Raw genomic sequence first — 25,696 nt, forward strand, 5'->3', positions numbered from 1 at the left:
TGGTGCCATGCGTAAACCCTGTAATCGTCATATGTCGAAGCCTCGTTCGGCAACAACATCAACAATCACACGCTGATCCGGAAGGTGGGGGAAAACCAGCGCTTACGATAGTACTACATGCCGCGGTCGTGCAAAGAGCTGGTGGCACCCCGCCGATCCGCGCGCCAACCCAACTGAATGTCAGTCAAAAACGGGATAGCGAGCAACGGTGTTCACAGCATGTTGAACACGCGCCTGATGCGAGTGGCGGTTCCACTCCTGTCTTCGCGGCTAGTCCCAGGCTGTTTGCAGACGACAATGTCCCTCAATCGTCAGCCGCTAGCGGCACCGTGACTCGCGACGCTCGCCCAGTCCGCAAAGTGGTCCAGCGGATGCATTGGCGTGGCGAGGGGCGCTCATGGTTTCGCGGCATTAGGTAGCAAAAACCACCAGACCTGAAATTGCATCCCGACTACCATGGTTTCGGTGAACGGAGCCTCGGATGAGCGTCGCGTATGAGTTGAAGCAGAAGCGGGTCGCGCTGGCTGAAAGGTTGCAGCAGCTTGAAAGAGAGCGGGTCGACATTGGGTGCGTTCGACCGTGTCATCCTGAGCTATGAGCCTGACTACCAGCCGTCGCCCACACCTGGGGGCGCTAAACGCGAGCGTTCTCGAACCGTCGCATTGACCGAGTTCGTTTGCCAATTGGCATAAATGTGCTATTTATGTGCCAGAAAGTGAGGAAGTCATGCAACTCCACCCCATTTCTGCAACACCATTTCAGGCATCCGCCGAAATCTCGGATGTGGAGGCAGCCGCGCTGGCCCGCACGACTGTGAACCTTTTCAACGTTTGGAAGCTTACTGACGCACAGGCTTGCACATTGCTAGGTGGGTTGTCCGCGCGCACATGGGCACGCTGGAAAGAAGGCAACGCGGGCCGTGTCAACCGAGACCTCAAAATGCGGATGGCTCATCTGATGGGTATCCATAAGGGACTGCGCCATCTGTTCAAAGATGCTTCAAGAGGCTACGAGTGGATCAAAGCGCCTAACAAGGCTTTTGGCGGCAAATCGGCGCTAGACATGATGCTTGGAGGCGAGCTTTCCGATCTCGCTGCTATGCGTGAATGGCTGGATGCGGAACGAAGCGCATGGTAAGTGGCCTTGCCGTCCGTTCCCACGTACAGTGGCCTAAAACCTACCGCATTATTCGCTCGATCTATCCGCCTATCGACCTGTTCGAGGATATTGCCGATCCCCGGGACTGGGAGGCCCTTGTCGCCGTTGAGGCGAAAACCAATCCTCGAATTCGGCTTGAGGTAGGTGACCTTGGAAAGGTGCCCCAGAACCGCCGCGTTTCCGGCACCGGGGCCAGTTATGTGATGGCCCCGTTTGTCCATTGCTCGACAGGGCGGCCAGGACGATTCTCTGATGGATGCTATGGCGTCTACTATGCAGGCGAAAGCGAGGAAACTGCAGTCGCTGAGACCATACATCATCATCAAAAGTTCATGAATTCAACGCCCCAGCCTCCGGGATGGACGTCGGACTTCCAAGTCTTGGTAGGTAGCGTGGATCGGGTCCTTGACGACGTGAACGCGGTGCCCGACGTGCTACACCCCGACGACTACACCGCTTCTCAGGAGGAGGGACGTGGTCTTCGGGCTACGGGAAGCGACGGACTACTCTGGAACAGCGTTCGAATGCCTGGTCAACGTTGTATCGGCATCTTCTGGCCAGATGCCATAACCATTCCTGTCCAAGGACGGCACTACTGCTATCACTGGAACGGAGTGCGCGTAGATTACGTGCGCCAGTACGACACCGGGACGATACTCGCGGTAACCTAACACGTGGGTTGTCCGGTGGCCTTTGCTATCTAATTCGTGGTTTCGCACCAGCGTGTTGACCAGCCCGTGTCGCGGACTAGGTCTTAGGGCTACTTTATCAGCCCTGCTGCGCGCAGCGCGTCTTCGATGGTTTTTTGGATGCCAGGAGCGTGCGCGTTCTTCGTCCCATATGGACGATTGCCTGTCCGATCCTCCTGGAACTTGTCGGTGAGCGCACCGGGCACGAGTATCTCGCCGGTGTGGACATACTCTTGTGACGGCGTCTCTGTGCCGCGATGATGACGCGGGGCGTCGACAAGGCCCCAGAACGTTGCGATCCGCAAAGTGGAAGATATGCCAGATTCCAGCATGTATGGACCGGCCTTTCCGTACCCGTCCGGACCACCCGTCGCCAACGGCGTGCCGTGGCCCATGCCATGGATCGTGTAGGATTCGATGCGTTCTCGTCCGTCTGCGCCATGCCAGACCTTGCGCAGAAATCCCTGCTCATTCTCGCTGACGTAGTCCGATGTCTTGACGCCATGAAGTCCTGACCACTGCCGGACGATCGCTGCCATGTTCGATATGTCCACGACATCGTCAGCCGCTCCGTGCCATACCGAAATCGTGGGCCACTTGCCCTGCCAGGGCGATGCGTCGCGAACGAGCTGCTGCAACTGCAATTCGCTTGGGCCGCCATGGCCACGCATGCGATCGAACGCTTCGGGCATGTTCGAGGCGCTGCCAAAGGGCAATCCGGCGATAATGGCCCCGCCGGCAAAGACATCGGGGTAACTGGCCAGCATCCCCGATGCCATCGCCCCACCCGCAGATAGGCCGACGATGAAAATGCGGTCACGGTCCAGACCGTAGGCCGTCACCATGGTTTCGATCATCTCCCGGATCGAGAGCGCTTCGCCTGCGTCTCGTTTCGCATCCTCCCGTATGAACCAGTTGAAGCAGAGATTGGCGTTGTTTGACCGCTGCTGCTCCGGAAACAGCAGGGCGAACCCGCACCGGTCGGCGAGGTCCGACCATCCTGCGCCCTCGTCGTATGCGGCCGCGCTTTGGGTGCAGCCATGCAAGGCGACCACCAGCGGCGCGCCCTGTCCAAGGCTTTCGGGAATGAATGTCCTCGCCTTCAGGGCTCCAGGATTGGACCCGGTCGGCTCCATGTCCTTGAGACGGTTACGGGTGGGGCGGTGGTTGACGCCGCCATGCACAGCTCTGAGCGCGGCGAGCCGGGCAATGGTGTCGGACAGTTTTCTCATTTTCGAAATCCCGTTTGCAAGTGGCCGACACGCTGCCGACACCTAACAACGCACTTGCAAGCAATTTGTTGCTGCGCTGCACAAAAGAACGCCGGAAGGTCTGGCTGGAAATACGAAATATGCGGCGGCGAGCTGCTGCGACAGGGATGTTGCTGGATCCACAGCTTGATCTATGTCGCCCATCGACGAGCCAACATCCGTATTACCCCGGGCCACGGTGCTGTCGCTGAAGACCTTCCCACAATGCCTTGCAAGGCGGCCGATCGCTCGATAAGTTCCAAGGCCACAAGAACAAAGGGGATCGAACATGGCCGCAGGGACTGTGAAGTTTTTTAATCAGGACAAGGGCTTTGGCTTCATAACGCCCGACGAAGGTGGAGCCGATGTTTTTGTGCATGTATCCGCTCTGCAAGGCTTAGGCTCGCTCCAAGACGGACAAAAGGTGAGCTACGATCTCGGGCAGGACCGCAAAACCGGAAAGTCTAAAGCTGAAAACGTCAGACCTCTTTGATTTCCGAAACTGAGCAGGTCGATTGTTTCCGACCGCATCTAGGATCACTGTACCCGACGGGAGCAATGCGAAGTGAAAGTCGGGGGGATCGTTTCGAAAAATGAGGCCCCCCGTTGCTTTGGACTGCCTCGGGACTAGGTAAGCGTCGTTTCAGCGACCTCCACAATCCGGTTACCCTCCAGGAGCAAGCCCCGAACGACGACCTCGGCGGCCGTTGCCCGGGCCGCGTTCCACGTGGTGGCATTTGCCGACACGTTGACGCGTCGAGCGGGGTCGAAGCAGGTAAGAGGGGCCGACCGACGCGCGAGCTATCACCAACACTGGCGGTCAATCATGCAGTGACAGTTTGAGTTGCTGATTTTGCAGATGGTTGGTTTCAAGGGAGGAGAGCGTCACCCCCAGCAGCCGAATGGCCTTTGGAAACGGATAGATCGCCTCGAGCAGCGCGCTTGCCAGGACCAGGATTTCGGCCTCGTCGGAGAACGATCTCGCAAGCGTTCGGCTGCGGGTGATCTGCTGAAAATCCGTGTACTTCACCTTGAGGGTAACGGTCTTTGCCGATAGTTGATGGGTCTCGCAATATTGCCAGACCTTGCTGACCAGCGGTGCGAGTTCGTCCAGCGCCCGCTGCAATTCCGAAATGTCTTGTGCAAAGGTGTCCTCGGCACCAACGGATTTCCGCTCGCGATCGGATTTGACCTGGCGGTCGTCGATCCCGCGCGCGATTCCGTAGAAGTAGGGTCCCGATTTGCCGAAATGCTCGCTCAGGAAGTCGAGCGACTTCGCCCTCAGGTCCGCCCCCGTCTCGATCCCCAGTCGGTGCATCTTCTCTGCCGTCGCCGGTCCAACCCCATGAAACTTCTCGACTGGCAAAGTCGCGACGAAGGCGGGGCCATTTTTCGGGGTGATCACCGCCTGACCGTTTGGCTTGTTCAGGTCGCTCGCCATCTTGGCCAAGAACTTGTTGTAGGAGATCCCAGCCGACGCGTTCAGGCCCGTGACCGCCTTGATGCGGGCACGGATCTCCAGCGCGATGTCGGTCGCGATCGTCATACCCTTTAGGTTATCGGTGACGTCGAGGTAGGCCTCGTCGAGCGACAGCGGCTCGATCGACGGCGTGTACTCCGCAAAAATGGCCCTGATCTGTTGCGAGACGGCTCTGTAGACCTCGAAGCGCGGCTTCACGAAGATCAGCTCGGGGCATTTGCGGGCGGCCGTCACCGACGGCATGGCCGAGCGAACGCCGAACTTTCGCGCTTCATAGCTTGCCGCCGCCACGACCCCGCGGGCAGCGGGGCTGCCGACGGCCACGGGCTTGCCGCGCAGGTCCGGGTTGTCCCGCTGTTCGACGGATGCATAGAAGGCATCCATGTCGACGTGGATGATCTTGCGAATCGGCGCGGCGGGAACGTCGAGCAAAGCGAGTCCTTTCCGCTCACTTCCACATCGAGCGCATGCGTGCGCCAACGTCGATCCGGACCTGCCGTGCACTGCGCTCGCCACCGTTGGCCGCAACCTTCGGCCAGCTCGTCACCTCGAAGAACTGCAAGAGCGTTGCCGGGATGAACCGCGTCCGTGACGCGTAGACGTGGCGATCGCCCTGGCTGTTCTGGCCGTGGGTGAAGAAGCGCTGTGGTGTGAGTAGCGTCAGGCTGTCGCGCGCTCTGGTCATCCCGACATAGAGCAGCCGCAGCTCTTCCTCGAGCTCGGCTGTCGTGCCTGCGCCGAGATCGGACGGGATACAGCCGTCGACAACGTTCAGCATGAACACCGAGCGCCATTCCTGTCCCTTGGCCGAATGAATGGTCGAGAGAATGAGATAGTCCTCGTCAAGCAGCGGCACCCCGGCCTGGTCGCTCGTGGCGTCGGGCGGATCGAGGGTGAGCTCGGTCAGAAACCGTTCCCTGCTGGGATAGCCAGCCGCGATCTGCTCGAGTTGCAACAGGTCCGCCTTGCGGGTGTCGGCGTCCTCGTGGATCCTTTCGAGGTGCGGTTCATACCAGGCACGGGCGGTGGCGATCTCGGCAGGCCATCCGCCGGCCGCCTTCCGCAGGCTGGAGAGCAGGGTAACGAAGTTGGTCCAGTCCTCGCCCGTCTTCGGCGGCGGCGGGACTTCGGCGAGCGAGAGCAGGGGCTCGGGGTCGGCGGCGATGGCATCGAGGATCTTCCCGGCCGTCTGCGGACCGATGCCCGGCAACATCTGGAGAAGCCGAAACCCGGCAACCCGATCACGCGGGTTCTGCGCAAAGCGCAGGACGGCGAGCAGATCCTTCACATGCGCGCTGTCGAGGAACTTGAGGCCGCCGAACTTGACGAAGGGAATGTTGCGTCGGGTGAGTTCGATCTCGAGCGCGCCGCTGTGGTTCGACGAGCGGAACAGCACGGCCTGCTGCTTGAGCGTGATGCCGACCTCGCGGTCGGCCAGCACCTGCTCGACGATATAGTTGGCCTGGTCGGCTTCATCTCTGACGGTAACGAGCAAGGGGCGCTGCTCTGACTGCCGATCCGTCCAAAGGTTTTTCGTGAAGCGCTCGCGCGCCAGGTCGATGACGCCGTTTGCCGCCGCGAGGATCGGCTGCGTCGAGCGATAATTGCGGTCCAGCGTGATGACGTCCGCTGGCTTCGGTGAGAACTGGTTCGGGAAGTCGAGGATGTTGCGGACGGTCGCGGCGCGGAACGAATAGATCGACTGTGCGTCGTCGCCGACGACGGTGAGACCGCGTCCACCAGGTTTCAGTGCCATCAGGATCGAGGCCTGCAGCCGATTGGTGTCCTGGTATTCGTCGACGAGGACGTGGTCGAAGCGGTTGCCGATGTCGTCGGCAAGCTCCGGATCGGAGACCATCTGTGCCCAGTAGAGAAGCAGGTCGTCGTAGTCGAGAACGTTCTGCGCCTGCTTGGCTTCGACATAGCCTGAAAAGAGCTGCTTGAGTTGCTCTTCCCATCCCAGCACCCATGGATAGGCGGTCTTGAGCACCTCAGTGATCGAGCTTTCGGAGTTGACGACACGGGAATAGATCGCAAGGCACGTGCCTTTCGTCGGAAAGCGGCTTTCCGTCTTCGAGAGGCCGAGTTCGTGGCGAACGAGGTTCATCAGGTCGGCGCTGTCTTCGCGGTCATGGATCGTGAAGTCGACGTTGAGACCGATCTGTTCGGCATACATCCGCAGCAGTCGCGCTCCGATGCCGTGGAACGTGCCCGACCAGGCCAGCGCATCAGTCATGATCGCCGCGTTGTCGCCGAGCACCTGCCGACAAATGCGCTCGACCCGCCGGGCCATCTCCGAGGCGGCCCGTCGCGAGAAGGTCATCAGCAGGATGCGGCGGGGATCGGCCCCGTTGACGATGAGATGCGCCACCCGATGCGCCAGGGTGTTGGTCTTTCCAGACCCCGCACCCGCGATGATCAGCAGCGGACCGCCGACCCTCCCATCCGGCAGCCCAACGCCGTGCTCGACCGCCTCGCGCTGACGGTCGTTCAGTTTCTCCAGATACGTCGCGCTCATTTGTCCCCACGTAGATAAGAAAAAATTCCTGTGATCGACCTCCGACGTATCCATCTGACGTGGTTGGCGAAATACCGAGAGATCGGCGGCCATGACGTCGGATGGCGCGTTTGGCGAGCACAGGCCCGATTGACTCGTGCGGCCGATCGGAACAAATAAGGAACATATCGGTTCCGATCGACGCTGAAAACCCCAGGGAGCCTACATAAAACCGTGTCTTCAATAGCGATCAATCCGATCATTGCCGAACTGCGAGAACGCATTGCCGTGCTCGGGAACGCCAATGCGCGTCCTCGCAAGGTGCTGCCGTTCGGCGCTGCGGAGATCGATGAGCGGTTGCCAGGCGGCGGTCTTGCATATGGCGCACTGCACGAAGTTGCGGGCGGAGGGAGCGGGACGGTCGACGGGGCGGCCGCCGCGCTGTTCGTCGCTGGGATCGCGGCGCGTACGGAAGGCAAATGTCTCTGGTGCCTGACGCGACCGGATCTGTTCTTTCCCGCGCTTTCGCAAGCGGGCCTGCACTCTGACCGGGTCATCTTCTGCGAGAGCGATCGGGAAGAGGACGTGCTCTCGGCGATGGAGGAGGGGCTCTCCTTTGGGGGATTGGCATTGGTCGTCGCCGAGCTGGTGCGGTTGCCGATGACAGCTTCGCGCCGTTTGCAGCTTGCTGCCGAGAAGACGGGTTCGATGGGCATCGTTCTGCGCCGTTGGCGTCGACAGAACGAGGCCTCCGACTATGGCCAGCCGACGGCATCGACCACGCGATGGAGGATCAGCGTGTTGCCGTCGGAGCCCCTGCCAGTCGCGGGCATTGGCAGGGCGAGGTGGCTGGTGGAACTGATGCGCGTGAAAGCGGGCGCGTGCGCTGAGTTTGAAATTGGAGCCCCCGATGCCAAGGGTCGTATCAGTCTACTTCCCGTACCTGACCACGGACCGGATCAGGCGATCTGGCGCAGAAGCCATACCGGTTGACCAGCCGCTCGTCGTGGTCTCGAAAAGCGGCTCCAAGCGCTGGCTTTCCGCGGTCGATCGCGTTGCCCTGGGCCTCGGCTTGCGTCCGGGAATGCCTACAAGCAAGGCGCAGGCGATGGTGGCCAATCTTGCCATGGTCGACGCCGAGCCTGCGGAGGATGCCGCCACCCTGAAGCGCCTGGCGCTTTGGATGCTGCGACAGTACAGCCCCGTTGTGGCGGTCGACGGCACGGATGGTATCGTCATGGACACCGAAGGAGCCGACCATCTCCAGGGTGGCGAGGAACTGCTTGCCTCGGGTCTGGTCAATCGACTGCGTAGTCGTGGGCTGGCTGCACGGGCGGCGGTGGCCGACACCTGGGGTGCGGCCCATGCCATCGCCCGGCTTGCGAGTGTTGAAGTGACCGTCGTGCCGAGGGGCAGCCTCGCCAAGGCGGTGGCCGGGCTTCCCGTGCAGGCGCTCAGGCTTTCCGCAGAGACTGTTCAAGCGCTGCGTAGCTTCGGTGTCGAGACCATTGGTCAGTTGTCTGCGATGCCGCGCGCCCCGTTGACGCTGCGGCTTGGCCCAGAGCCTGCGCGTCGGCTCGACCAGATGTTTGGGCGGCTCGCGGAGCCCATCGAGCCGATCCGGACACCCGAACTCGTTGAGGTGTCCAAAAATTTCCCCGAGCCGATCGGTGCTGCCGAAACCATTGCCAAATACACCCGCCGTCTCGTTGGAATGCTGTCCACGCGGCTGGAGCGACAGGGACTTGGGGTCCGTCGCTGTGATCTGGTCTTCCAGCGGGTCGACAACACCCGTCAGCATCTGCGCGCGGGGCTCGCCAAACCTGTTCGCGATCCCGCTCGCATATCCAAGCTCCTTTGCGACCGCATCGAGAAGATCGATCCGGGCTTCGGCATCGAGAAAATGACCTTGGTCGCGCTTATGGTCGAACCGCTTGAGGAACATCAGGTCGCCACGGAACTGATCGAGGAGAGCGTGGTCGACCTCGCGCCGCTCGTGGACATCCTTGGCAACCGGGGGCACCGGCTTTATCGGGTCGCGCCCGTCGCTTCCGACGTGCCCGAGCGCTCGGTAAAACGCATCGCGCCAACAGCTCCGGAGCGAGCGGAAACCTGGGTGGCCAAGTGGCCGCGACCATCACGGTTGCTCGCCAGTCCCGAACCAATCGAGGTCGTCGCACTCCTTCCCGATCATCCGCCGGCGGCGTTCACCTGGCGAGGGAAGAGACGCAAGGTCAAACGCGCCGATGGACCTGAGCGCATCTTCGGAGAGTGGTGGCTTCGGCCAAGAGAGCCTCAGGCCGTCCGCGACTACTTCGTTGTCGAGGATGAGTTCGGCGAGCGCTTCTGGGTCTATCGGGCGGGAGACGGCGTCGACCTGGGAACAGGATCGCAGCGCTGGTTTCTGCATGGAATATTCGGATGAACTACGCCGAGCTACAGGTCACGACGCACTTCTCCTTCCTGCGCGGAGCGAGCTCCGCCGAGGAGCTGTTCGCAACAGCCGCCGCCCATGGCATCTCGGCGCTTGGGATCGTCGATCGAAACAGTCTCGCCGGCATCGTGCGGGCGTGGGAGGCAGCCAAGACAACCGGCGTGCGGCTCGTCGTCGGGTGCCGCTTGGACTTATCCGACGGCATGTCGGTTCTCGTCTATCCGATGGATCGTTCGGGCTATTCGCGGCTGTGCCGTCTGCTGTCCTTGGGCAAGGCGCGCGGCGGCAAGGGCAACTGCATCCTCGATTTCGCCGACCTGTCGGATCATGCCGACGGCCTGCTGGCAGTCCTGCTGCCAGACGAGGCCGATGAAACCTGCGGCATGCAGTTGCGACGAATGGCGGACCTGTTCGCGGATCGCGCCTATGTCAGCCTCTGTCTGCGCCGCCGTCCGAACGACAGGCTGCGTCTGCACGCGATCTCCAATCTGGCGGCCAGGTTCAAAGTGAAGACGGTGGTGACGAATGACGTGCTTTTTCATGAGCCGTCGCGGCGGCAATTGCAGGACGTCGTCACCTGCATTCGCAACAGGACGACCATCTATGATGTCGGCTTCGATCGCGAGCGCCACGCCGATCGCTATCTGAAGACTGCCGAAGAGATGCACCGTGTGTTTGGCGACTATCCGGAGGCGTTGGCTCGAACCCGGGAGATCGTCAGCCGCTGTACGTTCGAGCTCGCCGAGCTTCAATACCAGTATCCGGAAGAAGCGATCGTGCCCGGTCTGGACGCGCAGCAATCTCTGACGAAGTTCACCTGGGAAGGTGCAGAGGATCGCTATCCCGAGGGAATTCCCGACAAGGTCCGTAAGTCGATCGTCCACGAACTCGAGCTGATCCGGACCATGAAGTACGCGCCGTATTTTCTGACCGTCTACAGCATCGTCCGGTTCGCGCGATCACAGGGCATCCTCTGTCAGGGCAGGGGATCGGCCGCAAATTCCGCTGTCTGCTACTGCCTCGGCATCACCTCGATCGACCCCGATACCAATGACCTGCTGTTCGAGCGGTTTGTCAGCCAGGAGCGCAACGAGCCACCCGACATCGACGTCGACTTCGAGCACGAGCGGCGCGAGGAGGTCATTCAGTGGATCTATGATACCTATGGACGCTCGAAGGCAGCACTCTGCTCCACCGTCACCCGATATCGGGCGAAGGGTGCCCTGCGGGATGTCGGCAAGGCGCTCGGTCTGCCAGAGGACCTGATCTCACAGCTCTCGTCGGGCGTCTGGGGCTGGTCGAAGGAAGGGGTGTCGGAAAAGCAGCTTAAGGAGAACAATCTCAACACGTCAGACTATCGCCTTCGTCTGACGCTTGAACTTGCCCAGCAGCTCATGGGCGCGCCGCGCCACCTTGGTCAGCATCCGGGCGGCTTCGTGTTGACGCATGACAGGTTGGACGACCTCGTGCCGATCGAACCCGCGCGCATGGATGATCGTCAGGTCATCGAATGGGACAAGGACGACATCGACGCGCTGAAGTTCATGAAGGTCGATGTCCTGGCTCTCGGCATGCTGACCTGCATGGCGAAGGCATTTGCACTGATGGCCGAGCACAAGGGCGACGAGCGGGACCTGGCGTCGATCCCGCAGGAAGACCCCGCCACCTACGCGATGATCAGGAAGGCCGACACGCTCGGCACGTTCCAGATCGAAAGCAGGGCGCAGATGTCGATGCTGCCGCGCCTCAAGCCGCGGACCTTCTACGATCTCGTCATCCAGGTGGCGATCGTCCGTCCCGGTCCGATCCAGGGCGACATGGTGCATCCCTATCTCAGACGTCGGGAAGGGAAGGAGAAGGTCGAGTATCCCACGCCTGAGCTTGAAGCCGTGCTGTCGAAGACGCTCGGTGTCCCGCTTTTCCAGGAATCGGCGATGAAGGTGGCGATGGTCTGTGCCGGGTTTTCCGCGGGAGAGGCGGACCAATTGCGACGGGCCATGGCGACCTTCAAGTTCACGGGCGGGGTCTCGAAGTTCAAGGACAAGCTGATCGCCGGGATGGTGGGCAACGGGTACTCGGCAGAGTTCGCCGAGAAGACCTTCAGCCAGCTTGAAGGGTTCGGCAGCTATGGCTTCCCGGAGAGCCATGCGGCCTCCTTCGCCCTGATCGCCTACGCCTCGAACTGGGTCAAATGCCATCACCCCGATGTCTTCTGCGCGGCGCTTTTGAACTCGCAGCCGATGGGTTTCTACGCGCCTGCGCAGATCGTTGCCGACGCCAAGGCCCATGGGGTGCAGGTTCGCCCCGTTTGCGTCAACCGCTCCCGCTGGGACTGCACACTTGAACCGGTGGCGGGATCGGAGCGGTTCGCGGTCAGGCTTGGCATGCGGATGGTGAAGGGGCTGTCGACGGCGGATGCTGCCAGGATCGTGGCGGCGCGCGCTGACGATCCATTCGCATCGGTCGACGATCTCTGGCGACGTTCGGGTGTGCCGACCGCTTCGCTCGTCAAGCTGGTGGAAGCCGACGCCTTTCTTCCCTCGCTGAAGCTCGATCGCCGAGGCGCGCTTTGGGCGATCAAGGCCTTACGTGACGAGCCGCTCGGGCTCTGGGCCGCCGCCGCAGAACGGCAGGCGAGATCGGTTGCGGAGATGCAGGAGCCCGCGGTCTCCCTGGTCTCGATGACCGAAGGCCGGGAGGTCGTTGAAGACTACGCCCACATGGGCCTGTCTCTTCGCCAGCATCCGCTTTCGTTCCTGCGACAGGACCTGAAACGACGCGGTATCGTCACTTGCGCCCAAGCGGCCGGCGAGCGGGATGGCCGTTGGCTGATGGCCGCAGGGCTGGTGCTCGTGCGACAGCGGCCGGGCTCGGCCAAGGGCGTAATGTTCATGACACTGGAAGACGAGACGGGCATCGTGAACGCCGTCATCTGGCCGAGCCTGTTTGAGCGCCAGCGGCGTCTGGTTCTGTCGTCGTCTGTGCTCGCGATCAACGGAAAGATCCAGCGGGAAGGCGAGGTGGTCCACCTCGTCGCGCAGCGTCTGTTCGACCTGACCGCGGACATGGGCAAGCTGGGCGAGAAGGACGGTGCATTCTCCATGGTCCATGGACGCGGGGACGAATTTGCACATGGAAACGGCGCGCCGGATTCGCGAGATCGAAAGATGGCCACAACACCTGTTCGCGACATCTACATCCCCGATCTCCATATCGACACCCTGAAGGTGAAGTCGAGAAATTTTCACTGAGGCATAGCCGAACGGGCGTGGTGACTCTTGTTTAATGACAAATCAGCCCTAAATTGACCTTCTGGTCAAACCGCTCATCCCCCGATTTCCTGATGTTTTTCCTGTCTGATGGCAGAGGACGGCTTGTTTAAATTGGGCAAGACGCGCTAATCGCACCCGCTCAATTTACGGAGGCAGATTTGTCTAACAACGAACCCAAGAACGAACTGGCGCAACTGACCGCAGAAGTTGTTTCCGCCTACGTCGCCAATAACGTGACCCCGCAAACAGAGATCACCGCCCTGATATCTGACGTTTACGCGGCGCTGAATGATTTGGGCAAGGCGTCAACCGTGGCCCAAACCCCCACGGTTGTGGAGGAAGTTCAAAAGCCTGCGGTATCGATCAGAAAGTCGGTTTCACCTGACGCCGTTATCTGTCTTGAGTGCGGCAAGGCCTTCAAGTCGTTGAAGCGGCACCTGCAGTCTCGTCACGGGCTTGCGCCTGAAGATTATCAGACGAAGTGGAAGCTTCCCTCTAACTATCCCATGGTTGCGCCAAACTACGCGGAAGCTCGCTCGTCTTTGGCAAAGCAGATGGGCCTGGGCCAACGACGAGCGCAGAAGGCCAAGAGCGCAGCGAAAACGAAAAAATAAAGCAGAGCTTTCAAGAAAGTGGTTCTCGCTACCTTCGGCCCGCTGCCCAACTCGTTGAAGCAAAAGTACACCTGGTCGGAATAACAACTCAGCGACTTCAGTGTGCGGTCGATGCCTATGGAACAGGGCCGCGGCCACCGACCTTAGTTCGGCCGAACGCTTCCACACGAGGCGGCGGCCATCACGGCAGGGGGCGGAACTCGAGGATCGCAGCAACGCTTCTCGGCCCTCCGGCGCGCGCGGCAACAAAGAGGCGGTCGAACTCCGGCACAAAGAGCGACGTCCGTGCGCCGCTGGAGGTCATCACACGTCCCGCTGGTCGGAGTCCGTCGCGACCGCGCTGCACGACATCAATCGCACCACTTCCACAGCTGACGTAAATTCGACCGCGCTTGCCGTCGAAGAAGACGTCGTCGGCATCGCCGCAGGTGTCCAGATTTTCGCTCATCGCCCCTGTTGCCACGTCCCAGAGGGTGAGCTTGGCAGGATTTCGGAAGACGATTGCAAGCTCTCCGGTCGTACCGTCGAGGGCCATGGGAAAGTTGGCTGTCAGTCCTGGTGTTTTCCAGGCCGTCACCCGCTTGCGTGATTTCAGATCGGCGACGACTACCTGGCGCGCGTCCGGTACATTGACGAACACGCGATCTGTTTTCGGATCGAGCTGAAAGCTCTCAGGATGGCCCGCCAGCCGTATTTCACCGACTCTGTGGCGGGTCATGGGATCGACGATGGCCAGTCCGCTGCCGTATCCGACCAGAACATGGCCGCTTTGACGATCCACCCGGATGTTGTCAGCGTCGTCGCCGAGGCGTATGGCACCTAAAGGCGACAGGTCCCCGGCTCTGAAGAACCGCACGGAGCCGTCGCCGCCATTCGCGACGAGCACCAGATTTCGATCGGCGAGATAAGCGATCCCCTGCGGCTCATTCAACCCCCCGATCCGTGCAACAACCTTGCCCGCCTTCAAATCGACGACATCGACGCTGTCGTTGCCGAGTTCCGCGACGAACAGCCGCTTCCCCTCGATATCGATCGCGATGTGATCGATACGCCCCGCGACGTTTTCGAGTGGAATTGACCGCGCAAGGATCAAGGGCTGATCGCTGGCCGCGGCCGGTCCGCTGATGATGACGCTCGCAACCGACTGGAGCGACGCCAAAAGCAACCAAAAAGCTAGTGTGATGTCGTGCATCGCTGGCGACCCGGCTCTTCTTGACAGCGATGTTATCAAGAGCGGCCCGCCGACGGAACGTTCAACCTGCATGGGCGGGGTTCAAGTCTCCTCGGGCGGCTTCAGGTGCCGAAACTGCACCAGCAACAGCAGGTCGTAGGTGATTTTCAACGCGGCGCAGATGAGAAACGGCCAAGCCCGGTATGACGCTGCGAAAAGCGCGCCCGCCAATGCCGGGCTGGCTGCCGCGGCAAGACTGCGCGGTACGGAAGTGAAACTGGCGGCTGCGGCGCGCTCGGCCTCCGTCACCACCGCCATCACGTAGGATGAGCGCGTCGGTACGTCCATTTGCGAAAGCGCCGCCCGGACGAGCAGAAGGGCGAGCACCAGGGGCAGGCTCGGCGCGAGTGCTGCGAGAGCGAGCGCGACGCTGGACGGGATGTGGGTGAAGACCATCGTGTTGATGAGACCGATCCGCCTCGACAGCCGCGCCGCGACGGGGAACGAAATGGCCGACAGCACGCCCGTCCCGAAGAAGAACACCCCCGCTTGTGAGAGCGAAAGGTCGAAACGTTCGAAGAGCCACAATGCCAGCAGGGACTGGACTGCGAATCCTCCTGCGAACGCGTCGAGGCTGAACAAGGCGGCCAGCCTGATGACGATCGAGCGCGATGGACCCAGAGGCGCGGGCCTTTCAAGCTCATGAGTCGCCGGACGCGGCGGAATGCGGGCGTAGAGAAGGCCGCCGAGAAGCCCCAAGGCGGCATAGAGAGCGAACATCAGCTTGATGGCCGACAACTGCTCCAGGCCAAGGCTCGTGATGACGTCCGGTGTCGCCGCGGCCAGCCCGCCGAGTGCCCCCGCAAGCGCTCCGGCGAGGCTGTAGCGGGCGAACGTGCTCGTGCGCTCGCGATCCGGCGTGTCACGCGCAAGAACCGCGTGCTCGAGCGGCACGAAAACGCTCACGCTCCCTGCCGAGGGGTTCATAGTGCCCACGAAGGCGATTGCCAGCAGCGGCAGATAGTCGTTCGCGACTGACATGGCGACGCCCGACGCGGCCATCCAGCCGGCGGCGACGAGCAGCAGGCTGCGAAGGTCGAGGCGAACGCCGATCAGGCCGACGCCGATCGTCAGGAGCGCGGAGCCGAACAGCGACGCCGTGGCGACGACCCCGACCTGCAGCGGCGAGAACCCGAGGCCGAGAAGGTAGACGGGCAGCAGGATCGCAATGAAAGCGTCCGCGAAATCGCGCAGTGCGCGGGCGGCGAAGACATAGGTGGTCGGCTTGATCCAGGTGGCGGTCATCGCTTCCGATCGCGTTCTGCCGTCATGTGGGCGGGGATAGGCTAGTCCAAGCGCAAGTCAACGCCGTTGTTAAGCCAGCCATCGGCTGCCGTTGCGGTCCTTTTGTACCGCAGCGGCCATGGAGTCTGAATTACGCAAATCTGTTGCCTGAGCACTCGTACCGCAGTCGTTGCAGTTGGTGTTGTCCGGCTTGCCTTTGTAGCGGTGACTTTGGTACCGTTGCTGATTGCCGCGTGATAGGCGGACGCACCGCCCTTCCTCATTTTACCGGGCAAAACGCCTTGCCCCAGCCACACACATGATGATGGCGGTCGTCACGGCGAGCATGCCCCAGGTGACAGACTCGTTTAAAAGGGTCGCGGCCAGAGCGAGTCCGAAAAACGGCTGGAGAAGCTGCAACTGACCTACTGCGGCAATGCCGCCTTGCGAGAGGCCGCGATACCAGAACACGAAGCCTATCAGCATGCTGAACAGCGAGACATAGGCCAGGCTTATCAGCGCAGGCGTTTCGATGCCGGTGAACGTCGCTGGCATTGTAGTGATCGTGACGACGATCATCAGCGGCAACGACAGCACCAGCGCCCAGCAGATGACCTGCCATCCGCCGAGTGTCCGCGACAGCTTGCCACCTTCGGCATAACCAAGGCCGCATAAGATAGTGGCCGCCAGCATCAGGAGATCGCCGACAGGCGACGCGGTGATGCCCTGCACCAGCGCGAACCCGGCGACGAGTGAACTTCCGATGATGGCGAAAAGCCAGAAGGCGGGCTCTGGTCGTTCGCCGCCTCTGATGACCGCGAAGATAGCCGTCGCAAGCGGAAGCAGACCGATGAACACGATAGAGTGCGCGGCGGTGACATGCTGCAGCGCCAGGGCCGTCAGAAGCGGAAATCCGATCACGACACCCGCCGCCACTATCAGCAACGAACCGAATTCGCTCCGTGATGGCCGTTTCTGCTTCAGCAACAACATGAGGCCGAGTGCGAGAACTCCAGCGATCGCCGCGCGTGCAACCGTTAGGAAAACCGGATCGAACTGCATCACAGCCACCCGGGTGGCGGGAAGCGATCCGCTGAAAATCACGACCCCAATAAAACCGTTGATCCAGCCGGCAGTTGCACGATCCATCACACACCCCATCATCTCTGTGCCGTGTTATCGAGGAGTGCCATTGGCATCGCCAGTTACAGTCTGATACAGTTTGGTGAAACTGTTCTGGTGGAAATGGCAATACGGATGAACGACGAAGTGGTCGGACGCACCCGAGTAGCGATGGTGATGGACACCATTCGGCAACGCGTCGCAGGTCGGAGTCTGACACCCGGGGCAAAGGTGCCGTCCGTGAGGAGCCTGGCCTCTACGCTGAAGGTGTCTGTCTCCACGGTGGTTGAAGCCTACGACCGCCTCGTCGCGGAAGGCGCTATTCTGTCCCGACCGGGCTCCGGGTTCTACGTCGCCAATCAGGCGGCCCCTTTCACGCTGGCCGAAGTCGTTCCAAAACTCGACCGCGCGGTAGACCCTTTCTGGGTATCGAGGCAGTCCCTGGAGTCAAACGACGACAATCTCAAGCCGGGCTGCGGCTGGCTCCCGCCGTCATGGCTGCCTGAAGATGCCATTCGGCGTGCGCTCCGAACGCAGTCGCGCGCCGATGGTGCGTCCCTGGCTGACTATGGCTCGCCACTTGGATTGCCTGCACTCCGCCAGCTCATCGCCCGACGTATGGCCGAGCGGGGGATCGAGGCGTCGCCCGATCAGATCATGCTCACCGAATCGGGCACGCAGGCCATCGATCTGCTCTGCCGCTTTCTACTCGAGCCTGGCGACACGGTGCTGGTCGACGATCCCTGCTATTTCAACTTCCACGCAATCTTGCGTGCCCATAGAGCTAAGATCGTTGGGGTTCCTTACACTCCGTCCGGTCCGGATGTGCAGGCTTTCGCTCAGACTGTCGCGGAACACCGACCCCGGCTCTACATCACGAATTCCGGTGTTCACAACCCGACCGGAGCGATACTGTCTCCGGTCATTGCCCACAGGTTGCTCAAGGTGGCGGATCAGTTCGACCTGACGATCATCGAGGATGACATCTTCGCCGATTTCGAACACGCTCCGGCCCCGCGTCTTGCGGCGTTCGACGGACTGGACCGTGTGCTTCACATCGGCAGCTTCTCAAAGACCCTGTCGGCCTCCGCACGTTGCGGCTTCGTTGCCGCGAGACCGCAATGGCTTGATGGCCTGACCGACCTCAAGATCGCGACATCGTTCGGCGGGGGGCGGATGACGGCTGAACTGGTCCTTCATGTCCTAAGCGACGGAACCTATCGAAAGCACCTGGAGTCCACGCGGAACCGGCTATCCCAGGCGATGAGCCAAGTTTCCGCCAAACTGAGGAATCTGGGCGTGACACCCTGGATCGAGCCTCAGGCCGGGATGTTTCTGTGGTGTCAATTACCGGAAGGCATCGACGCCGCTAACCTCGCCCGCGCCGCATTGGAGAGAAAGATTGTGATGGCACCCGGCAATGCGTTCAGCCTGTCGCAATCAGCCACCAACTTCATGCGCTTCAACGTCTCCCAGACTATCGACGCCCGTGTGTTTGACGCACTCCGTGAACTGCTGAACGAGCAGGCGACTTAATGGCAGGGTCCTCTTGGGCGCGAATCAAAGCCTCGGGGGGCGCGCGGCATTAAGCTCCTGTCCGGCCTCTGGTTAGTAGCCCGTCATCTCAAGGTAGCCAAACCCGGACGTGCTGCCTTCGAACTTTATCGGCCCTTCCCAATATGGCGTTGAAGTCTTCATCCATGCTTGGTCGTTGAGCGCCTTCGTCCGGATATCAAGGCCTCGGCTTGGTATCTTTAGCCTCCACTCAACGGGGATCGCTTTACCTCCGACATCGGCTGTCCTTACCGGTTCAAACAAAACCGCATCCGACCTGAGTGGCGAGGTCCTCCCGTCGGCCCCGATCCAGTTCGCGGATGTGTAGCCCAGTCCTTTGTCGCGGAGGCGGAATGCCATGACCTTTTCTCCGGAAGCCAGGTGCAGCGAGAACCAATCCCAGCCGGTCTGGTCTGATGCGAGGGGCTGCGACGACCACTCCCGGTCGAGCCACGCCTTCCCGGTAACCTCATGTGATACTCCATCGAGTGTCACTGTGCCGGCGGCCTCGTAGAACGGCTGAGAGTAATAGTAGCTCGCCTGGCCTGCTGAGGATTTCACGGAGTATCCATGATCCCCCTGAAGCACCAACGGTCCTTTGGCTCGGAGCGTCAGTCGATACGTGAAGTCCGGACCATTGGCGCTGAGGTCGAGGTTGTCCAATTCATCGTGCGCCGCAGTGCCGCCGCCTTTCATCTGCCAATCGTCGATCCATGCATTAAATGGCTCAACGTTGGCTCCTGCCTGCCCAATCCCGCCTCTGGCCAACCGCTCGGCAACATAGTGGCGGCTTTCGGTTGTGAGGGCGGCATGCCCAATCCAGACCTGCGGGCTAGACCAGCCTTGGCGCTCCCCAGGAGCAAGCGCCGAGCGGAATAGCGTCCACTGCGCGCCCATCTGTCGACCATCAGCCGTCTGCAGGTTGGCGGTGATATACCACCACTCGATACGAAAGTCGGGGTGCGGTCCATGATCGCGAGGAAACTCGAGCTTCGTTCCCCTTTGGGGCACCGCGAAACCTTCGGCATTCGATCCAAGGCCCGCAAAGCCCTGTGCAACGACTGCGATTGGCGAGAGCAGGGCCACGGCCAGGATCGTGAAAAGGATCGTTCTAGCGTTCATTTGCGAACACCTTCAGGAGATCGCCGGAATCGGTCCTTGCCAGTCGGCGTATCGGGATCGCAACCGAAATCACGGCCGCCACAAATGCGACGACGCCGAGCCTGAGCCAATCCACTGGGAATAGGATTAGCGGCAGCCGCCATCCGAATGCCTCGACATTGATGATCGCCAGCAGGACCCAGGCAAGCGCCAATCCAACCGGGACCGATGCAATGAAGGTGGCGAGCCAGAGAGCAAGCGTCCGCACGACCTCGACGAGCGCAAGGTCGCGGCGGCGGAGCCCCATCGCCCACACGGGAGCAAGCTGCGGCAGACGCAGTGACGACAACGTCAGCAGGCTTGAGAACATCGCAAACCCCGCGACGGCTAGGGTGAGCACGTTGAGCGTTCCCGTTACAGCAAAGGTCTGTTCAAAGATCGCGGTGGACTGTTGCTTGAGCGAAGCCTGGTCGATGATGTTGTCTTCAGGGAGGCCGAACTCTTCGACGAGACGCCTTTTGAAGGCGGGCACCTGTTCTGGTTCCATACGCAAACCGTAGCGCAACTTTGAAACATCGGGGTAGTGTCGAACCAGAGCATCGAGACCGATGATGACTTGACCTGACGGATTGCCATAATCGGAGAAGACACCGACGACCTGGGCTTCCCAGCCGCCGGGTAGTTCAATTTGCCCCCCGAGCGCCACTTTGCCCGCCCGCCAAAGCTGCTCGTTGATCAACGCGCCGCGACCGCTGGCAACCGCATCCCATGTCGTTGGCGACCCAAGGATCAGCGGCCAGTGATCGCGATAGGTTGCATCGTCGGCAACGCCATAAATCTGCATCTGCTGGCCGAACACCTCGCCTTCGGTACTCCAGATCGGCAGGGTAGCCGTCACGTGGCCCGGAAACCATTGCCGTAGCCGTTCCGGCTTCAAACTCATCTCGCGCCGTCACATAGACCTCTGCGGCCAGGCGCTGATCGAGCCAGCCGAGGAATGTTTGACGGAAACTGGACACCATCGTGCCGACGCCGATGTTGGCCGACAGGGCAAGCAACAGTGCCATGAGCGCAAGGGAAAGGCCTGGCAATTGCTGACGGGTGTCGGCCCAGAACCAGTGGATAAGAACATGTTTTGACGCTTTCTGCCCCATGATCATTACGGCCGCCAGCATCGGTGGGAGGATCAGCGCCGTGCCCATCAGCAGAGTGGCCAAAACAGCGAAACCAGCATAGAGACCTTTACCAACTACGATCAGCAGACCGGATGTCAGCAGCAGTATGGCACCAATGCTTGCCTGACCGATTAGGCCTTTCAGCGAGGCCATTGCCCACGCCCTATGCTGCGCCGCCGCTAGTATGGGCATCTTCCAGACTCTCCAGAGATGTTGAGCGGAAGACAACACCGTGCCAATCAACGCGATCGCCAGACCTGCCAGCCACCACTCCGGCCTAAGAGAGAGCGCCCCTGGTACACTTGCGCCGTAGAGACCACGCAGTGTTGCGGCGACACCAGGCAGAAGAGCTGACGCCACGAAGTAGCCGAGAACCACGCCGATTGCCCCCGAGAGAAGAGCAAAAAATATCGTCTCGACAAGCAGCATTGCCGTCAGCGCATGAAGAGAAACCCCGAGCGACCTGAAGGTACGGAAAGTGCCGCGACGCTGCTCGAAGGAAAGGCCGGTGGCCGAGTAGACGATGAAGAGGCCGACAACAAAGGCAAGGAAGCCGAAGGCGGTAAGGTTGAGGTGGAAACTGTCGGTGAGCCGAGCGACATTGGGTTGTTCCCCGGCATCTTTAAGCGCAAGTTCGGGCGCAATCGCCTCGATGGGTTCAAGACCTGGCCTCTGCGACCGCGCGACGACGATCCTGCTCAGTTCGCCGTTGCGGTTCAGCAGGCGGTCCGCGACCCCAATGTCTATGAACGCCGCGCCCTCCGGAAGATCGGCGGCTATCCTGACCGGAATGCTCGTGGTGTCCTTGAGACGGGCTGCGGTTGCCGCAGACACTATCAACTGCCCTGGACCACCAACGAAATCGACAAGGTCGGACGCGCTCGAAACCGACACCGCCTGCGCCTCGGATGGCATGCTCAACGGATCGATGCCGATTAGCCTGACGCGGGTCTGCCCAAACCTGTGGTCGCCTTCGATGACAGGCGACACGTTCCAGCCCGCCCGGCGCAGCTTGGTATATGTCTGCGACGATATTCGCCCGCCATCCTTGGCAACCAGTTGTTCGAGTTGGTTTTGCTCCAGCACGGCCGCCGCGCGTCCGTAGCTCGCTCTCGCTTCGGCATTGATCGCCTGGACCCCGGACCACAAGGCCGTTGCAAGTGCCACCCCGACAATCAGCGTTGCCAACTGAAGCGGTTTGTAACGCCAGTGGGAAAGCAGCGCCCCGAAAGCGACCCAGCTCATGCGGCGATCTTCCCGCTCGTCAACGTAATCCGGCGGTCCAGCCTGTCGGCTAGTCGACGGGAATGGGTGACCAGAAGAAGAGCGATGCCTGCCGATTTCGTCAGCCGCAACATGATGTCGAGGACGGTGTCAGCCGTGCGCTCATCGAGATTACCCGTCGGCTCGTCTGCGAGCACGAGGGGCGGCCTCGCCGCCAATGTCCGTCCGATCGCCACCCGTTGCTGTTGTCCGCCCGAGAGCTGCTCAGGATAGCGCCGAAGCAATTGGTCGATGCCGAGCGCTTCGACAAGTTCACCTTCCCAAAGCGGATCGAAACGCCGGGCCAGTTTCGCATGGAACGAGACGTTCGCTCTTACGTCGAGACTGGGAATGAGATTGAATTGCTGGAAGATCACTCCGACGTCGGTCCGTCGGAAGTCCGCGCGGCCAACGTCGTCGAGTTTGGTGATGTCTCGCCCGTTCACCAGAATGGTGCCGCTATCCGGCTTGTCCAATCCGCCGGCCAAGTGGAGGACAGTGCTTTTCCCGCTCCCGGACTCCCCTGTGAGCGCAAGGCTCTCGCCCCTGGCCAACACGAAGCTCACTCCCCCGAGTACAGGGGTTCGGCCTTCGGCCGTCTGGTAGGATTTTTTGATGTCTGAAAGGGAAAGGATCATGAAGGTCCCAATCTGCGAACTCCACCTGTGGTGCGCCGCAATCCAATTGACAGCCTTAACCGGGGGGGCGTTTGGATGTTTCCGACGCGTTACGTTGTTTTCGAGCCATGGTGCAGGTCAACCGGATCGTTGACGTTGTGAGACTGCGTGGGCGCGCAAGGAAATTACCTTCCACGTTTTCGATCCGCGGCAGGTCGAGGAACTCCTCGACCTGGGGCGATGAATGGCGGGAGGATGATGTTGCAACCGCTGCCGACAACAGACGGCGAGCCGCTTACAAGGCAAAGCTGACGCGGTCGTTGAAAAGTGGCAAACGAACTCCGTCAGCATCCGAAATGCTCGACGTGGAGCTCGTAGGTTGCTGGAGTGCTCCGAATTCGCCTCATCAAGCCTCGGGCTCGGCGAGATGGCCGTCAAGGGGCGGTGTGAGAGGCGGATGGGAGTGTACGTCGTGAAACCGGGCCTCCCCAGAATCGAGTGCAGCGCGCATGGACGCACAATGTAAATCTCCGGCATGCTTCCTTCAAAGGGCTGGGAGAGCGGGACGCCGACGGCTTGACCCCTTATGAGTTTGAAACCAGGTCCCGACAGGACCAAAACCCGGACAGAGCTAACTTATAAACGCGGACAATCAGGGGAGCACGTGAGCGTCAACCGTGGCCCAAACGACTACGGTGGTGGAGGAAGTTCAAAAGCCTGCGGTATCGCTCAGAAAGTCGGTTTCGCCTGACGCCGTTATCTGCCTTGGCAAGCCCTTCAAGTCGCTAATGCGGCACCTGCAATCTCAACACGGGCTTGCGCCTGAAGATTATCGGACGAAGTGGAAACTCCCTCCGGACCACCCCATGGTCGCGCCAAACTACGCGGAAGCTCGCTCTTCCTTGGCGAAGCAGATAGGCCTTGGCCAACGACGAGCACAGAAGACCAAGAGGAAAGCGAACGCAAACAAGTAAAGCAATGGACAGGGGGTTGTTGTAAGCCGTGCGCCCCTTTGGTACCTTTGCACCTGAGGTCGCCATCTAGGAACGCGAGGAAATGATAGACAAGCCGGGCTGGGTTATTCCGTCGCGACCAGCCGACGATTCTGAACGGCCGCCGCGTTCCGAGCCGAACAGATAGCCGATCCACAACGGCTCGCTCCGGCGGTGCTGCGCATCGTCGGCAGGCGCACGCTCCTTTCGGCGAGTTATCAAAAACGATGCGCAAGTATAGTCCTGGCCGTTCTCCTGTTTGATCTATGGAAGCAACGGCGGCTATCTCGCCCGCCTTCGTTCCTCGCGGCAATCGAGATGCTTCGTGTGGGTGGCAACGGCGATGGAGCCGCTTTTTGCACTGCCGCTGTCCAGGCGGTGGTCGAGCCGCAGTCTACAGGCATTGGGCGAGGGCAGTAACCGCGCTGATCGCGGCCCTGGTGACCGTCGAACGCGCACTCAGGTGTTCTTCAACGGACTCGGCATCAGGTCCCCATGCGAACCGTCCTCAAGGCGACAACCGCAAGCCTGCAGAAGAGCATTGCTGCTGACGTGGGATAGCGGGGCGGCGGCCCCAGCTGACTGGCTGGCCGCTCGCGATTTTGGATTGAGCCTCTATGCACGCAGTTCTTGGATAGGACAGAATCTCTCATGCACCGTTTAGATAGTAATCCCATCCTCAAAGTCGACAGGTGAGCCGCCGCCCAAGCGGACAATCGGCCTAAGGACATTGACAACGATTGCGCATGATGCACATTGCGGTTGCATTCTTGAAGGAGGACATCTTGAGAAAAGTTATTCTGGCGCTTGCAGTTGCTTCATCGATTGCGTCATCTGCTTGGGCGCATAGCGGGGGCACCGACAGCAACGGCTGTCACACGAACCACTCAAATGGGACCTATCATTGCCATTAAGAGCATCTATGCGGTCTCTTTTGACCGCCTCTCTTATGCTCACTTGCTTCGCACCGGCCTTTGCGTGGGACGGGATTGACACAGCGACAGGTGGCTCCGTCGAAATTGGCAAGGGGAACTTGGTGCGATCCGGTCGGGACATCGAGATCTACGATGTTGAGGCTGGTGAGTATCGAGAGGTAGAAGTTCAGTCGATCCGCGAGTTCGGGGGCGCGGTTGAGGTCGAGATCTACGACCACAGTAACGGTGAATATCGCGTGCTTGAAATGGAAGACTAAACCGCACGATGTGGTGTCGCTGAGGTCATCAGCGGCACTCCTTCATGTGGCCGCGGCGAGATGCGCGGCCAGGTTCAACTCGCCAGTCTGAACGGGTAAGGTCGCCGAATTGCTTCCCTCCCGCTGTCTACACCTAGCGAAAGAAGGGGCGCGAAGGACCAGCACGCCAATGGACGTGAGCGCATAATCGGCGAGTCGTGGCTTCGTGAGGCCCTCCGCAACTACTTGGTTGTCTAGGACGAGATTGGCGGGTCGGGAAATGGCGTCCATCTGCGATCAAGGCTCACAGCGCCGGTTCTTGGTAGTACGATCTTCACCACATTATGGCCGTAAGAGCCGACGTTGTCGATGATCTAGGCATGGCCAGCGCGGGTTTTCTCCGCCAGCCTGGGCATGCTCGCCTTGCATGCGCCGCTGTAAAAAAAGATTCAACGAAAATTGGCGTGTGACGCCAATCCCTCGACTGTCTCCGCAATGAATGACCACCCGGTCTCCGTTAGCTCGAAATGTGAACCCTGGGCGTTTTCGATCATGTAGCCTTTGTTGAGCATTGCTTTCATCACCCATATGTCCGGATGGAACCAATGATCGTCGATCCGAATGCCTTCCTTGGGCAGCTTTCCGCCTGAGAACATCGCATAAGCTAAGAGCAACGCTCTCGTGCGAGGCGTGTCTTGCGTTGTGGAGTATTTGGCATCCTGCCAGTTGCCGAACCTGCCGGGATCAGCAGGTCTCCCGTCAAAAGTTTTCGCTGACGCCCGTTTCTTGTCTATGGCGAGAGCAAGCGCATCGATAATGCGGACAGCTGTTCCTTTGGTCACTTGCACGAAC

The 25,696-nt window shown here is 60.7% G+C and carries 20 protein-coding genes and 2 pseudogenes; 12 read left to right on the forward strand and 10 right to left on the reverse strand.

The genetic code is table 11. From position 1 onward, the window contains the following. The first annotated feature begins 726 nt into the window (after window positions 1–726). Both C7449_RS19630 and C7449_RS19635 read left to right on the forward strand, forming a co-directional pair. On the forward strand, window positions 727–1,137 hold the full coding sequence (locus C7449_RS19630; RefSeq protein ID WP_108004613.1) for an antitoxin Xre-like helix-turn-helix domain-containing protein: 411 nt from the start codon (window positions 727–729) through the stop codon (window positions 1,135–1,137). After that, window positions 1,131–1,829, forward strand: a complete 699-nt coding sequence (locus C7449_RS19635; RefSeq protein ID WP_108004614.1) for an RES family NAD+ phosphorylase — start codon at window positions 1,131–1,133, stop codon at window positions 1,827–1,829. Before C7449_RS19630 ends, C7449_RS19635 begins: the two co-directional genes overlap by 7 nt. Before the next feature lie 89 nt (window positions 1,830–1,918). Here C7449_RS19635 and C7449_RS19640 read toward each other — a convergent pair whose 3' ends face one another. Continuing rightward, a complete protein-coding gene (locus C7449_RS19640; RefSeq protein ID WP_108004615.1) occupies window positions 1,919–3,079 on the reverse strand; it encodes an extracellular catalytic domain type 1 short-chain-length polyhydroxyalkanoate depolymerase in 1,161 nt (386 codons plus the stop codon). 307 nt (window positions 3,080–3,386) lie between these two features. Between C7449_RS19640 and C7449_RS19645 the strand changes: the two genes are divergently transcribed. After that, on the forward strand, window positions 3,387–3,590 hold the full coding sequence (locus C7449_RS19645) for a cold-shock protein (RefSeq protein ID WP_108004616.1): 204 nt from the start codon (window positions 3,387–3,389) through the stop codon (window positions 3,588–3,590). Between the two features lie 327 nt (window positions 3,591–3,917). Here the strand turns inward: C7449_RS19645 and dinB are convergent, their stop codons facing one another. Then, a complete protein-coding gene (gene dinB / locus C7449_RS19650; protein ID WP_245414462.1) occupies window positions 3,918–4,961 on the reverse strand; it encodes a DNA polymerase IV in 1,044 nt (347 codons plus the stop codon). Between the two features lie 64 nt (window positions 4,962–5,025). Beyond that, window positions 5,026–7,095: an ATP-dependent helicase gene (locus tag C7449_RS19655; protein ID WP_108004617.1), complete on the reverse strand. Its 2,070-nt coding sequence runs from the start codon at window positions 7,093–7,095 to the stop codon at window positions 5,026–5,028. A gap of 213 nt (window positions 7,096–7,308) precedes the next feature. On the opposite strand from C7449_RS19655, the gene C7449_RS19660 reads away from it, so the two are divergent. The 4 genes from C7449_RS19660 to C7449_RS19675 all read left to right on the forward strand — a co-directional run bounded on the left by C7449_RS19660 (window position 7,309) and on the right by C7449_RS19675 (window position 13,394). Beyond that, window positions 7,309–8,067 carry an ImuA family protein gene (locus tag C7449_RS19660; RefSeq protein WP_108004618.1) on the forward strand — a complete coding sequence of 253 codons (759 nt, stop codon included), beginning with the start codon at window positions 7,309–7,311 and terminating at the stop codon, window positions 8,065–8,067. Beyond that, on the forward strand, window positions 7,985–9,499 hold the full coding sequence (locus C7449_RS19665; protein ID WP_210204763.1) for a DinB/UmuC family translesion DNA polymerase: 1,515 nt from the start codon (window positions 7,985–7,987) through the stop codon (window positions 9,497–9,499). The genes C7449_RS19660 and C7449_RS19665 overlap by 83 nt, the downstream gene beginning before the upstream one ends. Further along, entirely contained in the window at window positions 9,496–12,759 is a 3,264-nt protein-coding gene (locus C7449_RS19670) for an error-prone DNA polymerase (RefSeq protein WP_108004619.1), read from the forward strand. Before C7449_RS19665 ends, C7449_RS19670 begins: the two co-directional genes overlap by 4 nt. 179 nt (window positions 12,760–12,938) lie before the next feature. Next, window positions 12,939–13,394, forward strand: coding sequence for a MucR family transcriptional regulator (locus C7449_RS19675; RefSeq protein WP_108004620.1), 456 nt, complete (start codon window positions 12,939–12,941; stop codon window positions 13,392–13,394). A gap of 181 nt (window positions 13,395–13,575) precedes the next feature. Here C7449_RS19675 and C7449_RS19680 read toward each other — a convergent pair whose 3' ends face one another. The 3 genes from C7449_RS19680 to C7449_RS19690 all read right to left on the reverse strand — a co-directional run bounded on the left by C7449_RS19680 (window position 13,576) and on the right by C7449_RS19690 (window position 16,998). After that, window positions 13,576–14,586: a YncE family protein gene (locus tag C7449_RS19680; RefSeq protein WP_210204764.1), complete on the reverse strand. Its 1,011-nt coding sequence runs from the start codon at window positions 14,584–14,586 to the stop codon at window positions 13,576–13,578. 81 nt (window positions 14,587–14,667) lie between these two features. Beyond that, window positions 14,668–15,870, reverse strand: a complete 1,203-nt coding sequence (locus C7449_RS19685) for an MFS transporter (protein WP_108004621.1) — start codon at window positions 15,868–15,870, stop codon at window positions 14,668–14,670. Between the two features lie 264 nt (window positions 15,871–16,134). Next, on the reverse strand, window positions 16,135–16,998 hold the full coding sequence (locus C7449_RS19690; protein ID WP_108004622.1) for a DMT family transporter: 864 nt from the start codon (window positions 16,996–16,998) through the stop codon (window positions 16,135–16,137). Between the two features lie 108 nt (window positions 16,999–17,106). Here C7449_RS19690 and C7449_RS19695 point away from each other — a divergent pair, with 108 nt between their 5' ends. Continuing rightward, on the forward strand, window positions 17,107–18,507 hold the full coding sequence (locus C7449_RS19695; protein ID WP_374828324.1) for an aminotransferase-like domain-containing protein: 1,401 nt from the start codon (window positions 17,107–17,109) through the stop codon (window positions 18,505–18,507). A 72-nt stretch (window positions 18,508–18,579) separates the two neighbouring features. Here C7449_RS19695 and C7449_RS19700 read toward each other — a convergent pair whose 3' ends face one another. From C7449_RS19700 to C7449_RS19710, 3 genes and pseudogenes are all read right to left on the reverse strand, one after another. After that, window positions 18,580–19,647 (reverse strand): lipocalin-like domain-containing protein, encoded by a 1,068-nt coding sequence (locus C7449_RS19700; RefSeq protein ID WP_108004623.1) that lies wholly within the window; start codon window positions 19,645–19,647, stop codon window positions 18,580–18,582. Then, window positions 19,637–22,046, reverse strand: a pseudogene (locus tag C7449_RS19705) (ABC transporter permease). The gene C7449_RS19700 and the pseudogene C7449_RS19705 overlap by 11 nt, the downstream one beginning before the upstream one ends. After that, window positions 22,043–22,702: an ABC transporter ATP-binding protein gene (locus C7449_RS19710; RefSeq protein ID WP_108004624.1), complete on the reverse strand. Its 660-nt coding sequence runs from the start codon at window positions 22,700–22,702 to the stop codon at window positions 22,043–22,045. Before C7449_RS19710 ends, C7449_RS19705 begins: the two are co-directional and overlap by 4 nt. Window positions 22,703–22,839: 137 nt before the next feature. On the opposite strand from C7449_RS19710, the pseudogene C7449_RS22215 reads away from it, so the two are divergent. The 4 genes and pseudogenes from C7449_RS22215 to C7449_RS19730 all read left to right on the forward strand — a co-directional run. Continuing rightward, a pseudogene (locus tag C7449_RS22215) lies at window positions 22,840–23,157 on the forward strand (hypothetical protein); the annotation flags it as partial. 201 nt (window positions 23,158–23,358) lie between these two features. After that, the gene (locus C7449_RS19715) at window positions 23,359–23,655 is read left to right on the forward strand and encodes a MucR family transcriptional regulator (RefSeq protein ID WP_108004625.1); all 297 of its coding nucleotides are present in this window, start codon (window positions 23,359–23,361) and stop codon (window positions 23,653–23,655) included. A gap of 767 nt (window positions 23,656–24,422) precedes the next feature. Next, complete coding sequence (locus C7449_RS22425; RefSeq protein WP_108004727.1) at window positions 24,423–24,587, forward strand: YHYH domain-containing protein; 165 nt, start codon at window positions 24,423–24,425, stop codon at window positions 24,585–24,587. Between the two features lie 35 nt (window positions 24,588–24,622). After that, window positions 24,623–24,865: a DUF5334 family protein gene (locus tag C7449_RS19730; RefSeq protein ID WP_245414463.1), complete on the forward strand. Its 243-nt coding sequence runs from the start codon at window positions 24,623–24,625 to the stop codon at window positions 24,863–24,865. 428 nt (window positions 24,866–25,293) lie between these two features. Here C7449_RS19730 and C7449_RS19735 read toward each other — a convergent pair whose 3' ends face one another. Further along, complete coding sequence (locus C7449_RS19735) at window positions 25,294–25,692, reverse strand: hypothetical protein (protein WP_146165109.1); 399 nt, start codon at window positions 25,690–25,692, stop codon at window positions 25,294–25,296. Window positions 25,693–25,696 lie beyond the last annotated feature (4 nt).

Source organism: Mycoplana dimorpha, assembly GCF_003046475.1.
Classification (GTDB): Bacteria; Pseudomonadota; Alphaproteobacteria; order Rhizobiales; family Rhizobiaceae; genus Mycoplana; species Mycoplana dimorpha.

Excerpts from the sequence above, each read along its gene's own strand:
- C7449_RS19655 (WP_108004617.1), bottom strand. The coding sequence starts at position 7,095 with ATGAGCGCGACGTATCTGGAGAAACTGAACGACCGTCAGCGCGAGGCG.
- C7449_RS19640 (WP_108004615.1), bottom strand. The coding sequence starts at position 3,079 with ATGAGAAAACTGTCCGACACCATTGCCCGGCTCGCCGCGCTCAGAGCT.
- dinB (WP_245414462.1), bottom strand. The coding sequence starts at position 4,961 with ATGGATGCCTTCTATGCATCCGTCGAACAGCGGGACAACCCGGACCTG.
- C7449_RS19635 (WP_108004614.1), top strand. The coding sequence starts at position 1,131 with ATGGTAAGTGGCCTTGCCGTCCGTTCCCACGTACAGTGGCCTAAAACC.
- C7449_RS19710 (WP_108004624.1), bottom strand. The coding sequence starts at position 22,702 with ATGATCCTTTCCCTTTCAGACATCAAAAAATCCTACCAGACGGCCGAA.
- C7449_RS19645 (WP_108004616.1), top strand. The coding sequence starts at position 3,387 with ATGGCCGCAGGGACTGTGAAGTTTTTTAATCAGGACAAGGGCTTTGGC.
- C7449_RS19630 (WP_108004613.1), top strand. The coding sequence starts at position 727 with ATGCAACTCCACCCCATTTCTGCAACACCATTTCAGGCATCCGCCGAA.
- C7449_RS22425 (WP_108004727.1), top strand. The coding sequence starts at position 24,423 with ATGCACATTGCGGTTGCATTCTTGAAGGAGGACATCTTGAGAAAAGTT.
- C7449_RS19695 (WP_374828324.1), top strand. The coding sequence starts at position 17,107 with ATGAACGACGAAGTGGTCGGACGCACCCGAGTAGCGATGGTGATGGAC.
- C7449_RS19685 (WP_108004621.1), bottom strand. The coding sequence starts at position 15,870 with ATGACCGCCACCTGGATCAAGCCGACCACCTATGTCTTCGCCGCCCGC.
- C7449_RS19680 (WP_210204764.1), bottom strand. The coding sequence starts at position 14,586 with ATGCACGACATCACACTAGCTTTTTGGTTGCTTTTGGCGTCGCTCCAG.
- C7449_RS19730 (WP_245414463.1), top strand. The coding sequence starts at position 24,623 with ATGCTCACTTGCTTCGCACCGGCCTTTGCGTGGGACGGGATTGACACA.
- C7449_RS19700 (WP_108004623.1), bottom strand. The coding sequence starts at position 19,647 with ATGAACGCTAGAACGATCCTTTTCACGATCCTGGCCGTGGCCCTGCTC.
- C7449_RS19665 (WP_210204763.1), top strand. The coding sequence starts at position 7,985 with ATGCCAAGGGTCGTATCAGTCTACTTCCCGTACCTGACCACGGACCGG.
- C7449_RS19690 (WP_108004622.1), bottom strand. The coding sequence starts at position 16,998 with ATGGATCGTGCAACTGCCGGCTGGATCAACGGTTTTATTGGGGTCGTG.
- C7449_RS19670 (WP_108004619.1), top strand. The coding sequence starts at position 9,496 with ATGAACTACGCCGAGCTACAGGTCACGACGCACTTCTCCTTCCTGCGC.